The sequence below is a fragment of the Gilliamella sp. B3482 genome (assembly GCF_026536805.1).
In the GTDB taxonomy this organism is placed as follows: Bacteria; Pseudomonadota; Gammaproteobacteria; order Enterobacterales; family Orbaceae; genus Gilliamella; species Gilliamella apicola_E.
The window spans coordinates 1-13078 of record NZ_JAFNNL010000009.1; the positions used below are offsets into that span (position 1 = coordinate 1).

At 33.4% G+C, this 13078-nt stretch carries 16 protein-coding genes and 1 pseudogene; 13 read left to right on the forward strand and 4 right to left on the reverse strand.

The window, feature by feature from the left end; genetic code table 11:
- The first annotated feature begins 112 nt into the window (after nucleotides 1-112).
- The 7 genes and pseudogenes from J3U18_RS11435 to J3U18_RS11465 all read left to right on the forward strand — a co-directional run bounded on the left by J3U18_RS11435 (nucleotide 113) and on the right by J3U18_RS11465 (nucleotide 5455).
- Nucleotides 113-679: a pseudouridine synthase gene (locus J3U18_RS11435; RefSeq protein WP_267354168.1), complete on the forward strand. Its 567-nt coding sequence runs from the start codon at nucleotides 113-115 to the stop codon at nucleotides 677-679.
- Nucleotides 680-832: 153 nt separating this feature from the next.
- Nucleotides 833-1756, forward strand: a pseudogene (ftsY, locus tag J3U18_RS11440) (signal recognition particle-docking protein FtsY); the annotation flags it as partial.
- Nucleotides 1757-1765: 9 nt separating this feature from the next.
- On the forward strand, nucleotides 1766-2425 hold the full coding sequence (ftsE, locus tag J3U18_RS11445; protein ID WP_065563843.1) for a cell division ATP-binding protein FtsE: 660 nt from the start codon (nucleotides 1766-1768) through the stop codon (nucleotides 2423-2425).
- Nucleotides 2425-3393, forward strand: coding sequence for a permease-like cell division protein FtsX (ftsX, locus tag J3U18_RS11450; protein ID WP_267354170.1), 969 nt, complete (start codon nucleotides 2425-2427; stop codon nucleotides 3391-3393). The genes ftsE and ftsX overlap by 1 nt, the downstream gene beginning before the upstream one ends.
- 163 nt (nucleotides 3394-3556) lie before the next feature.
- On the forward strand, nucleotides 3557-4417 hold the full coding sequence (gene rpoH / locus J3U18_RS11455) for an RNA polymerase sigma factor RpoH (RefSeq protein ID WP_065733540.1): 861 nt from the start codon (nucleotides 3557-3559) through the stop codon (nucleotides 4415-4417).
- A 168-nt stretch (nucleotides 4418-4585) separates the two neighbouring features.
- Nucleotides 4586-5170, forward strand: a complete 585-nt coding sequence (locus J3U18_RS11460) for a DUF2975 domain-containing protein (protein WP_267354171.1) — start codon at nucleotides 4586-4588, stop codon at nucleotides 5168-5170.
- A gap of 75 nt (nucleotides 5171-5245) precedes the next feature.
- On the forward strand, nucleotides 5246-5455 hold the full coding sequence (locus J3U18_RS11465) for a helix-turn-helix domain-containing protein (RefSeq protein WP_065733542.1): 210 nt from the start codon (nucleotides 5246-5248) through the stop codon (nucleotides 5453-5455).
- A gap of 4 nt (nucleotides 5456-5459) precedes the next feature.
- Here the strand turns inward: J3U18_RS11465 and J3U18_RS11470 are convergent, their stop codons facing one another.
- Nucleotides 5460-6149: an aspartate/glutamate racemase family protein gene (locus J3U18_RS11470; protein ID WP_267354173.1), complete on the reverse strand. Its 690-nt coding sequence runs from the start codon at nucleotides 6147-6149 to the stop codon at nucleotides 5460-5462.
- Nucleotides 6150-6353: 204 nt separating this feature from the next.
- Between J3U18_RS11470 and J3U18_RS11475 the strand changes: the two genes are divergently transcribed.
- From J3U18_RS11475 to cobB, 3 genes are read left to right on the forward strand one after another with little or no spacing between them, the layout of a single operon-like run.
- Nucleotides 6354-7193: a VanW family protein gene (locus J3U18_RS11475; protein WP_267354175.1), complete on the forward strand. Its 840-nt coding sequence runs from the start codon at nucleotides 6354-6356 to the stop codon at nucleotides 7191-7193.
- Nucleotides 7186-7986, forward strand: coding sequence for a hypothetical protein (locus J3U18_RS11480; protein ID WP_267354176.1), 801 nt, complete (start codon nucleotides 7186-7188; stop codon nucleotides 7984-7986). Before J3U18_RS11475 ends, J3U18_RS11480 begins: the two co-directional genes overlap by 8 nt.
- A gap of 46 nt (nucleotides 7987-8032) precedes the next feature.
- Nucleotides 8033-8725 carry a Sir2 family NAD+-dependent deacetylase gene (gene cobB / locus J3U18_RS11485; RefSeq protein ID WP_267354177.1) on the forward strand — a complete coding sequence of 231 codons (693 nt, stop codon included), beginning with the start codon at nucleotides 8033-8035 and terminating at the stop codon, nucleotides 8723-8725.
- Here the strand turns inward: cobB and mtgA are convergent.
- Together mtgA and mobB are read right to left on the reverse strand one after the other, a co-directional pair.
- Nucleotides 8722-9414, reverse strand: coding sequence for a monofunctional biosynthetic peptidoglycan transglycosylase (mtgA, locus tag J3U18_RS11490; RefSeq protein WP_267354179.1), 693 nt, complete (start codon nucleotides 9412-9414; stop codon nucleotides 8722-8724). The genes cobB and mtgA overlap by 4 nt on opposite strands.
- A 45-nt stretch (nucleotides 9415-9459) precedes the next feature.
- Entirely contained in the window at nucleotides 9460-9954 is a 495-nt protein-coding gene (gene mobB / locus J3U18_RS11495; protein ID WP_267354181.1) for a molybdopterin-guanine dinucleotide biosynthesis protein B, read from the reverse strand.
- Nucleotides 9955-10016: 62 nt separating this feature from the next.
- Between mobB and J3U18_RS11500 the strand changes: the two genes are divergently transcribed.
- A complete protein-coding gene (locus tag J3U18_RS11500; RefSeq protein ID WP_267354183.1) occupies nucleotides 10017-11048 on the forward strand; it encodes a threonine aldolase family protein in 1032 nt (343 codons plus the stop codon).
- A 116-nt stretch (nucleotides 11049-11164) separates the two neighbouring features.
- On the opposite strand, the gene mobA is transcribed toward J3U18_RS11500, so the two are convergent.
- Nucleotides 11165-11758, reverse strand: a complete 594-nt coding sequence (gene mobA / locus J3U18_RS11505; protein ID WP_267354185.1) for a molybdenum cofactor guanylyltransferase MobA — start codon at nucleotides 11756-11758, stop codon at nucleotides 11165-11167.
- 230 nt (nucleotides 11759-11988) lie between these two features.
- Between mobA and J3U18_RS11510 the strand changes: the two genes are divergently transcribed.
- On the forward strand, nucleotides 11989-12258 hold the full coding sequence (locus J3U18_RS11510; protein WP_065563832.1) for a YihD family protein: 270 nt from the start codon (nucleotides 11989-11991) through the stop codon (nucleotides 12256-12258).
- A 14-nt stretch (nucleotides 12259-12272) separates the two neighbouring features.
- Nucleotides 12273-13016, forward strand: coding sequence for a DsbA family protein (locus J3U18_RS11515; protein ID WP_267354187.1), 744 nt, complete (start codon nucleotides 12273-12275; stop codon nucleotides 13014-13016).
- Nucleotides 13017-13078: the final 62 nt, after the last annotated feature.

Here is a 13078-nt window from a genome sequence, read left to right on the forward strand (position 1 = left end):
TATTACCCATGTGAGAGTAGGGTGCCGCCAGACTTTTAAATTAGAGCGAAAGCCCAGCAGCAATGCTGGGCTTTTTTGCATTCTAAGGTTATTTAATTCTTCTGAGGATAGAATGAGTTCATTAATCGCTTTTAATAAACCATTTAATGTCGTGACACAGTTTTCTGCTCATGAAAAATATCAGACATTAAAAGATTATATATCCATGCCTAGATTTTATCCTGCTGGTCGTTTAGATACTGACAGTGAAGGATTATTATTACTGACCAATGATGGTAAATTGCAGTCTAAAATTAGTTCTCCAAAATTTAAATTACCTAAAACCTATTGGGTACAAGTTGAAGGGTTAATTGATAAGCAAGCGATTGATAAATTAATCAGTGGTGTACAATTAAAGGAATTTCACACCGCACCTGCAATCGTGGATTTTTTAGAAAAGCCTATTAATTTGTGGCAACGAGTCCCACCTATTCGAGAACGCAAAACAATTCCCACTTCATGGATAAGTATTACTATAACAGAAGGAAAAAATCGACAAGTTAGAAGAATGTGTGCCGCCGTTGGATTTCCTTGCTTACGTTTAATTCGAGTTCAGATTGGCAAGTATAATTTATTTACTCACAACCTAACCCAAGGAGAATGGCGATCTATTACTCTCAACGATCTTTATATTAAATAATTAAATTTAATTCACGATCCTTAAAAGATTCAAGGATCAAATAGATCAATAATATGACTCTCTTTGATCGAATACGTTGGGCTTTATAATAAAATAAGATAAAATGATCATTGATATTGATCATGGGATAAGTTATTTATGATTGAACAAAAAAAAGAAGGTTTTTTTTCTCGTTTAAAAAAAGGTCTTTTTAAAACTAAACAAAATATAGGATCTGGTTTTCTTAGCTTATTTAAAGGAAAAAAGATTGATGATCAACTGTTTGAAGAATTAGAAGAGCAATTGATCATTGCTGATGTTGGTTTCGATACCACACAAAAATTAATAAGCACATTAACACAACAAGCTTCAAGAAAAGAATTAAAAGATGCTGATGCATTACATGATCTATTAAAAAATGAAATGAAATCTATTTTAGATGGTGCTCAACAACCTCTAAATATAGAAAGTCATAAACCTTTTGTTATATTGATGGTTGGTGTAAACGGTGTTGGAAAAACGACGACAATTGGCAAATTAGCTCGTCAATTTCAACAACAAGGTAAATCAGTTATGCTTGCAGCTGGCGATACTTTTCGCGCTGCTGCTGTTGAACAATTACAGGTTTGGGGTGAACGTAATAATATCCCAGTAATTGCACAACACATTAATGCTGATTCTGCATCGGTAATTTTTGATGCCATTCAAGCTGCAAAAGCGAAAAATATTGATGTATTAATTGCTGATACTGCAGGACGTTTGCAAAATAAATCACATCTGATGGATGAATTAAAAAAGATTGTACGAGTAATTAAAAAACAAGATGAAACTGCTCCTCACGAAATCATGTTAACAATAGATGCTGGAACAGGCCAAAATGCTATTAGCCAAACTAAATTATTTAATGAAGCTGTTGGTGTAACAGGGATGACATTGACTAAATTAGATGGTACTGCGAAAGGTGGTATTATATTCAGCATTGCTGATCAGTTTAATATTCCAATCCGTTATATCGGTGTCGGTGAAAAAATAGAAGACCTAAGACCATTTGTGGCTGATGATTTTATTAACGCACTGTTTGATGAAGCAGAAGAATAGAGATAAATCATGATTCGATTTGAACGTGTTAGTAAAGTTTATTCTGGTGGAAAGCCAGCTTTGCAAAATATAACATTTACTTTATCGCAAGGGGAAATGGCTTTCTTAACAGGCCATTCAGGTGCAGGTAAAAGCACATTAATGCGTTTGATTTGTGGTTTAGAAAAAGCGAATGATGGTAAAGTATTACTTAATGGTGTTGATGTTTCTCGTTTAAAAAAACATCAAGTGCCGTTTTTGCGTCGTACAATAGGTATGATATTTCAAGATCACCAATTATTATTAGATCATACTGTTTATGAGAATGTGGCTTTTCCATTAATCATTTTAGGAAAGCCAGCCGAAGAAATTAAAAGACGAGTTTCAGCAGCATTAGATAAAGTTGGATTGATTGATAAAATGAAATTTTATCCAATACAGTTATCTGGCGGGGAGCAGCAGCGCGTAGGAATAGCTCGAGCTATTGTTAATCGCCCAACCGTATTACTTGCTGATGAACCTACTGGTAATTTAGATGATAAACTTTCAAAAGATATATTGAAATTATTTGAAGAGTTTAACCAGACTGGTGTAACTGTACTGATGGCAACGCATAACATGGGGCTTATTCGTCGAAAACACCATCGAATACTCAATTTAAATCAAGGACGTTTAGAGGTTAAAAGTTGATGATAAAAGCCAAAATTAAACCATCTAAACAAAAAAAGAATAATAGCTTTTTAGGGCGGTGGAAAAGGCAGATTGGCTATGCATGGCATAATGTATTTAACTATTTTTATCAAAATATATTTGCCTCTTTGCTGACTATTTTTGTTATTGCTATTTCAATTACTTTACCGACAATAGGCTATTTACTATTGAAAAATGCAAATCAAGCAGCAGAGCAATGGTATCCAACTCCTAACGTAACAGTTTATATAAACAAAACACTAACGCCAGAGCAAACTAATAATTTAATTGACGAATTTAAAACGATTCCTGAAGTTCAAAATGTGACTTATCTTTCTCGAGATGAAACACGCGATGAATTCAAAACTTGGTCAGGATTTGATGATGCACTTGATTTACTTGCTGACAATCCATTGCCTGCAGTTGCTATCATTTTTCCAGTTGAAGAAGCTAAGCAAACTAATAAATTACACGATCTACAAGCACAATTACGAAAAATAGATGGTGTCGATGATGTACAGCTTGATGACAGTTGGTTTACGCGATTAACAGCATTAACCAATATGGTCAAATCAATAGTATGGGCGATTTCAATCTTTATGATCATTGCTGTGTCACTGGTTATTGGGAACAGCATTCGGTTAAATATATTTGCTCGCAGGCAAACGATTACGGTTATGCAATTGATTGGGGCAACGGAAGGCTTTATTTTACGACCATTTTTATATAATGGTATTTTTACTGGATTAATTAGTGCTATTTTGGCTTTGGTTCTATCGAAAGTATTTATCCTTCAAATAGATTCAACCATGTTGCATGTATCGGATGTTTTTGGAACAATAGTTAATATAAATGGTCTTTCATGGGATGAAAGCTTATTAATTATTTTATTCTCGATGATTATAGGTTGGTTTTCAGCATTTATTGCTACTAAAAAGTATTTGAATAAAATGGTTATAGCTTCATAATGGTGGATTAAATATTTGCCATTTTTACCAGATCCTACATAATAAAAATTATGATAAAAATGTGAACTAAATCACATTTTAGTGGTCTAAATTAAAAGAAAGAATTTAACTTGTTACACAAGTAAGATGTAACAAAATTAGTCTAATTTAAGGGGGGAATTAAATGAGTACTGATTTAAAAATGCAAGCAGGTGCTTTAATCCCACAAGGAAATATTGAATCATATCTTCGTATGATAAATACTTATCCGATGCTAACAGCTGAGGAAGAAAAGTCTCTAGGTGAAAGACTTTATTATCATGATGATGTTGATGCAGCAAGACAATTAATTTTGTCTCACTTACGCTTTGTTGCGCATATTGCGCGTGGATATTCTGGTTACGGTCTACCACAAGCTGATTTGATTCAAGAAGGTAACATTGGTTTAATGAAAGCGGTACGTCGTTTTAATCCAGGAATGGGAGTACGTTTAGTCTCTTTTGCGGTACACTGGATAAAAGCTGAAATTCACGAATACGTACTAAAAAACTGGCGTATTGTAAAAGTCGCAACCACTAAAGCGCAAAGAAAATTATTTTTTAATTTGAGAAAAAATAAACAACGTTTAGGTTGGTTTAATAGTGCTGAAGTTGATATGGTTGCTGATGAGCTTGGCGTAAGTCGTAAAGATGTACTAGAGATGGAATCACGAATGTCAGCGCAAGATATGTCATTTGATATTGATAGTGATGACGATGATAATTCAATTGTTGCTCCTGCGCTTTATTTAGAAGATGTTAATTCTGATTTTTCTAAATCAATTGAAAATGATAATTGGGAAAATGATGCAACTGATAAATTACATGATGCATTATCTCAATTAGACGAGCGTAGCCAAGATATTATTAAAGCGCGTTGGTTAGATGCTGATGATAGCAAATCAACATTGCAGGTTTTGGCTGATAAATATAGTGTTTCGGCTGAGCGTATACGCCAACTCGAGAAAAATGCAATGAAAAAACTACGTGTTGCTATTGAAGCATAAATAATTAGTTAATTTTTTGAAGCCTTGCCGTTAAACAGCAAGGCTTTTTTATAATCACAAATAAGTGAATAACGATAAATTATTATCGTTTTACTTTAATAAATTGTTGTTTTTTTATTTCCCTCAGCTTATACTCTATTTGGTAAATTTAACCAAAAGGAAATAAAAATGAACACAGATATAGCTAAAAATCAGACTCGCTTAAATCAATATTGTAAATTGATGTCAGTATTAATTTTGATCCCTATCTTATTATGTATGCTGATTGGAACGATATCGCCTTTGTTATTTTACTTTTTTGATAAGAACAATATTGGGTTTGGATCGGATGGATATTCTTTTTTCATTTCCACGACAATGGATGATAGCATCGACATTTCTACAGACCTAAACTTTTGGCAAGCTGCCTTAGCAACACTTATTGATACCGGCAGAATTGTTATTTTAATTTATGCTTTTAATCAACTACGATTAATGCTGGTTAATTTTGCGCAAGCAGACTATTTTTCTGTTAAATCAACAAAATACTGTTATAACTTTGGTAAATTTTTGGTGATTTGGGCGGTAATGGGCGTACTTTCAGAACCGGTAATAACGGCAATATTAAGTTACAATCAACCTGAGCGTTATTTTACGGTATCGTTTACTAGTGAAGATTTTATGACACTGCTTTTAGCAATCAGTATTATGCTAATTGGTCAGATCTTAAAAAAAGCCAGTCAGATCGCTGAAGAAAATAGACAGTTTATCTAAATATGGCATATAAATAATAACGTTGAGTACGATACAATGACGTTAACCTAGAAAACGATTTAATAGGATCTTAATGTGGCAATTATTATAAATTTAGATGTAATGCTGGCTAAACGCAAAGTTAAATCCAAAGACTTGGCAGCCGCAATCGGTATTACTGAACAAAATTTATCATTACTAAAGCAAGGTAAAGTAAAAGGATTCAGACTGGCAACCCTCGAGGCAATCTGTAAACACTTAGATTGCCAACCGGGTGATATATTAGAATATACTGATAAAGAGTAAATGATTAACTTATTGCAAATAAGGCGGCTTCCTCGGCATGCAATAAAGCGGTATCAAAAAATGGCGTCAGGCAATCTGCCTGTTGGATTAACAAGCCAATTTCAGTGCAACCCAGTATAACGCCTTGTGCCCCATGCTTAACAAGTTTATCAATAATATCAAGATAAGCTTGTTTAGCGCTTGGCTTAATTATGCCATGGCAGAGTTCATCATAGATAATTTGATTGATGATCATTCTATCTTGCTCATCGGGAATAAGCACTTTTAAACCTTTATTAATCAGTTTTGATTTATAAAAGTCTTGTTCCATCGTATATTTTGTTCCTAGCAAAGCAACCGTTTGAATATTGCCTTTGATTAAGTGCTGTGCCGTAACATCAGCAATATGGAGAATGGGAATATCAATGGCAGCTTGAACCTGATCTGCGACTTTATGCATCGTATTGGTACAAATCACGATAAAATCTGCTCCAGCTAATGCTAGTCTTTTCGCTGCATCAATTAAAATGAGCGCACTTTTATCCCACTCACCATTGGACTGACAATGTTCAATTTCTTGAAAGTCGACACTATATAAAAGCGTCTTGGCTGAATGTAATCCTCCTAATGATTTTCCTACCATTTGATTGATCACTTGATAATAAGTCACTGTACTTTCCCAGCTCATCCCACCGATTAAACCTATTGTTTTCATTTTATCCATTTCCTAAACGTATTAAGCGAACTGTGTGATTAAAATTATGTCGAAGAGATTAAATTTGTTAAATGTTAAGGTATTTTGGTAAATAAACCAAAGCGTCTTGTAACAATTTTTTAAACTTAAAAAACTTATATAACATAGTATATAAATCTTTTGATGCTATAATCGATATTAGTAGAATATAAGGAAAAAGCAATAATGCGAAAGCCGTTATCCAGTTATCATCCCTTACTTTATTGGTTAAGGGTAAATCAGCGTCGCTTGTTTCGTCATTTGTTTTGGTATTATTCTTCACGTCAATATAGCTTAGAACGAAGTCATGATTTACGTTTACCATATCGTTATAAAAAACATACATCCAAATTAATACGTCGATTGGGTAACAGCGATATTCAGCTTCAATACAATAAAGTCACAAACCTAAAAATTGCCGTTGATTCGTTAAATGGAATCTTAATTAAACCTGGTAAATATTTCTCGTTTTGCCGATTAGTCGGAAAACCAACTAAAAAGCGAGGATTTGTGAATGGAATGGAACTTTCATTTGGCGTAGCTCGTTCAGGTATTGGCGGTGGTATATGTCAGATCAGTAATTTAATTCATTGGTTAGCTCTCCATTCAGAACTCCAAATAGTCGAACGAGCAAATCATAGCTTTGATCCTTTTCCTGATGATGGTCGAGTGTTACCTTTTGGTTCGGGTGCCGCTATTTTTTATAATTATATTGATCTTATTATTCATAATCCTACCGATAAAACGTTTCAAATTATGCTTCATGTTGGCGATCACCAACTAGAGGGTGAGCTATTATGTGATGCAGAAAGACTATACAGCTATCATGTTTATGAAAAGCAGCATGCCTTTATTAAAAGGCAAGGTGTTATCTATAGAAAAAATGAAATCTGGAGAGACACTATGACCAAAAACAATGTCGGTGGTGCTCCGGCATGTATTCGTTCTGAAATGATGTATAAAAATAATGTAATTGTAAAATACGAAGTGAATGGAGATTTGATAATAAATGGAGAAAATGAGTAAATATCTATTATTAATACCAATAATGTGTTTATCTTTTTCATGTTTTGCTGATTCAAAAGTGATTCATGTTGTTGTCGCTTTATGTGATAACAAATATCAGCGAATAGCTCCGGTTCCTAAAGCAATTGGTAATGGTCAAGATCCAAAAAATAATCTTTATTGGGGGGCGGCCTATGGTTTTAAAACCTATTTTGATAAACAAAAAGAGTGGCAACAGATAAAAATAAATAAACCAGAGAATAGTAAAATTTTGGAAGAAATAATTTATAAACATAAAACAAAAGATGTCTATATTATAGCACAGGCTTATGATGGTAAATATATTGATGATGCTGTTAATGATTTTATAACCTATTCAGCTGGGAAGAAAGAAGCGTCTTATTCAATCGATAATACTCAAATTATCGCAGGGGGAAAAGCCAATTTAGTTATTTATATTGGTCATGACTCCTTAATGGAGTGGTCATGGCGAAATTATTTACCCGATAATTTACGCTGGGACACTTTGCCCAAAAATGTACAAGAAAAACAAAAATCACGCTATGCAGCAGTATTTGCTTGTAAAAGTCAGAAATATTTTACACCACCACTATCTCGTTTAGGTATTAACCCGTTGATCTTAACCTTGCACCGTATGGCGCCAGAAGCTTATAGTATTCATGCTATGATCAATAGTTGGTTGGATGGTAAATCAAAAGATGAAATAAAATTTGAAGTAGCAACAGCTTATAGTCAATATCAAAAGTTAAGCAAACCAGCCTTACATATATTTACGACAGAATATAGTCAATAATCTGTTTCATTGATAATAAGGCTTATTAATAAGAAGGAAGATAGATATGCTGCAAAAACCTAAATTTGTTATCTTAACTGGTGCGGGTATTTCTGCGGAATCTGGACTATCGACATTCCGTGCACAAAATGGATTGTGGGAAGGGTATGATGTTAATGATGTTGCAACCTATGAAGGTTATAGTCGCGATCCCATTGCGGTCCATTCTTTCTATAATATGCTACGAAAAAAATTACAAAGCCCTGAGGTAAAACCAAACTTAGCGCATTTTGCTTTAGCTGAGCTTGAACATAAGCTCGGCAGTGAAAATGTATTAATTGTGACACAAAATGTTGATAATCTTCATGAGCGGGCGGGTTCTAAAAATATTATTCACATGCATGGCGAATTATTGAAAGTTCGTAATGAGCAAACCGGGCAAATTATTGATTGTCATCAAGATGTGGATTATGTAAAAAATAAGCTTATTCGTCCTCACATAGTATGGTTTGGTGAAATCCCATTAGAGATGAATAAAATTTACCATGCGCTTTCACAAGCTGACTATTTTATTTCGATTGGTACATCGGGCAATGTTTACCCGGCAGCGGGTTTTGTAGAGGTTGCTAATCAATCGGGGGCAAAAACTGTTGAGCTCAATTTAGAGCCGAGTTTGGGGGAAAGTTTATTTCAAACCAAAATTTACGGCCCAGCAAGTAAAATTGTGCCTGAATTTGTAGAAACATTAAGCGTTAATTAATTAAGTTTCTTCAAATATTTTTTCGTATCTAAATTTTCCATTTGGCCTAGGATCCATTTTGCTTTTTTTTGTGTAAGGATATTAGGATTAACTGGACTCCATTTTCTAGGATTAGGTAAAATTGCAGCCAGTAAACTAGCTTGCTCTTTGGTTAATTGCTTTGCACTGACACCAAAGTAGTGGCGTGAGGCGGCCTCAATACCAAAAATCCCTTCCCCCCATTCAACGCTATTTAAATAAATCTCAAGTGTCCGTTGCTTTGACCAAATAAGCTCAATCCAAACTGTGAACCATGATTCAACACCTTTGCGGATCCAATTTCGCGATGACCATAAAAAAATATTTTTCGCAACTTGCTGAGTGATGGTACTGGCGCCACGGATTTTTCTATTATTTTTATTATAATTTAACGCACGGTTTATAGCCTTAAAATCAAATCCCCAATGATGGGCAAATTGCTGATCTTCAGCAGCTATAACGGCAATCTTAATATTATCTGAAATTTGATCCCAATCTTTCCAAATTCGTTGTTGATTAATATTCCAGTTAGCGATCTTTCTTTCGACCATCAACATGGAACCCCAAGGATTAACCCAACGCATAAGCAGAATAAGAAAAACAGAGAAAAGCATTAATCCAATTAGGACTTTCTTGGCAATGCTTATAGTTTTTCTTAGTCGAAATTTCATAATGATAATATTAGTTAAAAAAACAGTTAAGTAAAATACGATATATTAACGGCAAAATAAATAATTATTTATAAAATTCACAATTTGCTCTGGTTGATTAATATCTAATACAGGTAAAGATGTTATTAACGGCTCATCGCTAGCAACAGCAATGGTAAAATCATCAATAAATAATGGTTTTTGACATTGTTTTAGATGACACATAATTTTAGGAATTTGTTCATCTTTAAATCCCTCAATTAATATCACATCAACATCGGTAAACCGATTAATAAGCGTTTTTAGATCTGCTGGGGTATCTGGTGTTTCCTCAATTAATGCGTAACGTTTATCGCAGGCAACAATAGTTTGTAATGCCCCCGATTTGCGTAGCTCATAACTATCTTTGCCAGGGATATCTAACTCAATATCATGATGGGCATGTTTTAATGAACCTACTTTAATATTTCGCAAAACCATTAACTGAATAATCTTTTTTAGCAAAGTAGTTTTACCACATCCACTATATCCAGTGATACCAATAATTTTTTTATTATTCATAGATTCTCAACAATAACGTGCTATATTTAAACGTAAATATTATTTTATACAAGATTAATGATATGTACGATTTTTTAAATGATTATAATCAAACAGTACACCCTAAATTGTTAGAAGAATTTATCAATATCAATAATAAAAAGTTGATTGGATATGGCTTAGATGATTGTTGTAATGATGCAATCGATCAGATTAGGAAAAGATTAAAATCCCCGAATGCAGACATACATTTTATGGCTGGTGGGACAATTACCAATTTAACAACCATTTCACATATACTCAAACCATATCAGGCTGTGATTGCAGCGGAAACCGGACACATCAATGTGCATGAAACGGGTGCAATTGAAGCCACAGGGCATAAGGTTGTAATGGTGAAAACTGAAGATGGAAAATTAACACCAGAATCCATAAAACCTGTTTTAGATTATCATTGTGACGAGCACATGGTCCAACCAAAGCTCATATACATTTCCAACACTACCGAATTAGGTACCCTATATACCAAACAAGAGCTAAAAAAACTGTATCAATTTTGTCAAAAAAATCATTTATATCTTTATTTAGATGGTGCGCGTTTAGCTATGGCATTAGGCGCTAAAGATAATGACATTACTTTCCCTGATTTAGCCAAATATACCGATGTATTTTATATTGGTGGCACTAAAGTTGGTGGTTTTGCTGGTGAAGCGTTGGTATTTAATAATCATAATATTAATCGCGACTTCCGTTTTAATATGAAACAAAAAGGAGCAATATTAGCTAAAAGTTGGATTATAGCTGTACAATTTAAAGCGTTAATGCAAAATAACCTTTATCTTTCATTAGGCAAACATAGCAATATGATGGCTGAAAAACTTACAAACTTATTTGAAAATGAGGGATTCACCTTTGCAGCCAAACCACAAACCAACCAGCTGTTTGTCAATTTACCGAATCAATTAGCTAAAAAAATTACTTCACGTTATGCTGTGGATAATTTGGGGCAAAGTGATCCAAACCATATTTGTTTACGTTTTTGCACTTCGTGGTCAACACAAGAAGTTGAAATAGAAAGCTTTGCTCAAGAATTAAAAAAATTGCTTAAAAAATGACAGTAAGTTTTTATCTATCAAACTGTTAATAATTAAAATATAAAAAAAGTTGAGGAACGGGGTTTTTAAACAAAAAAAATCAATAAGCTAATGCATAAAAAGGCCCGATTTGTGATTTATTTATTCGCCTCAATTGCCAAATTGGCACTTTCTAGCATATCAACTGTATTAATATTGATAAAACTAGTAGGCGTATCGCTAAAATCAACAGCAGTTGCATGAATCTTCTTTAAAAACAGCATCAGTTTGCGATCACCGTTTTCCAAATATTTTTTTAGTTGAGTAATGACCGATTTATTGATTAATAAAATGGTTGGATGATTATCCTTACCATCAAAAGGGAAAATAGCTTGATGAGTAGCTGTAAATTTTACTAAACGAGCGAGCAAATCATCTGGTAAAAAAGGAGTATCACAACTAATAAATAAGTTCCAATCTGTATTGCTTCGTAATAAGCCACTATAAATTCCGGCAAGCGGTCCTAAAAATCCTTTTAAATCATCACCAAAAATGGGGTAGCTTAGCGAGCCATACTGATCAGCATGCCGATTACAATTAATCATTATAAAATCGACTTGAGGTTTAATGCGATCAATTACATGCTGAAAAAGTGGTTTCCCAGCTAATAACATCAAGCCTTTATCCACACCATTCATGCGGTTACTCTGACCACCAGCTAAAATAATAGCAGTAATAGGCAGTTTTTCCATAAATTCTTTCTCTTTTACATTGCCAAAAAGCAAAATAACATTACTATATAGCAAAGTTATTTTTTAGACATAAAATATATATGTTTATGAATCTCTCTAAATGGACAATTGAAATTTAAAGCCGAGTATATACTAGAAGCTTATTAATATATAGATTGTAAAGTAAAGATTAACATAAAGGTTTATGTCATCACCTATCAACTTAGTTGAATAATTAAAAGGTAGTTATTATGAAATGTCATCGTATTGATGAGTTAATTGAGTTATTACAACCAGCTTGGGAAAACGATTCAGATCTCAATTTATTACAGCTTTTAGATAAATTGGGTAAAGAAGCTGGTTTTGATGGAAATTTAAAAGATCTTAGTGATGAAGTTTTAATTTATCATTTAAAAATGCGTAATTCAGATAAAAACGAAGCTATACCTGGATTAAAAAAAGATTATGAAGATGATTTTAAATCAGCAATATTAAAAGCTCGCGGAATTATTAAAGAATAAGGAGAATAAATTAAATGAAAAAAACGCTTATTGCTATTGGAGTATTATTAACTTCTATAACCTGTTTTGCGCAAGAAGCGCCGGCAGATAATAAAAATGATACTCAACCAACTACAGCAAATGTTGCTGAGCAATTAAAACCGATTGAACAAGGTGAACAATATGGTGTTTTACCATTTGAACCCTCTCCAGATAAAGAAGTTGTAGAGTTTTTCTCATTCAATTGTCCTAGCTGTTTTAAATTTGAAAGCGAATTTCATGCAACAGACGCGATTGCTAAAGCTTTACCAAATGATACTAAATTTAAACGTTATCATTTAGACAATTTTGGTCCGTTAGCTAAAGAGCTAGCTGAAGCATGGGCGGTGGCTAATGTATTAGGTATTGAAGATAAAGTGTCAGATCCACTTTATAAAGCTGTACAAACCGAGCGTAAATTAAAAACTGCTGATGATATTAAAGCTGTCTTTGCAGACTTAGGTGTTGATGCTGAAAAGTTTGATAAAACCAAACAAAGTTTTTTAGTTAAAGCGTTTATGACACAACAAACTGAGGCCTATAACCAATTAAGACCTGAGTCAATTCCAACTGTTGTGGTTAATCGTAAGTTTTTTGTGAACTCGCGTGGCCTTAATACTAAAAATACCACTGATTATGTCAAAGATTATGCGAGAGTTACTGCTTACTTAGTGGATTTAGATCCGCATGTTAAAATAGAAATTGATAAAAAAACTGAAAGTGAAGAACAAAATAATTAATTTTTAAACGGTTATTAACAAATTGTCATCCCTTTGCAGTTTATCGTGCAAAGGGATTTAAT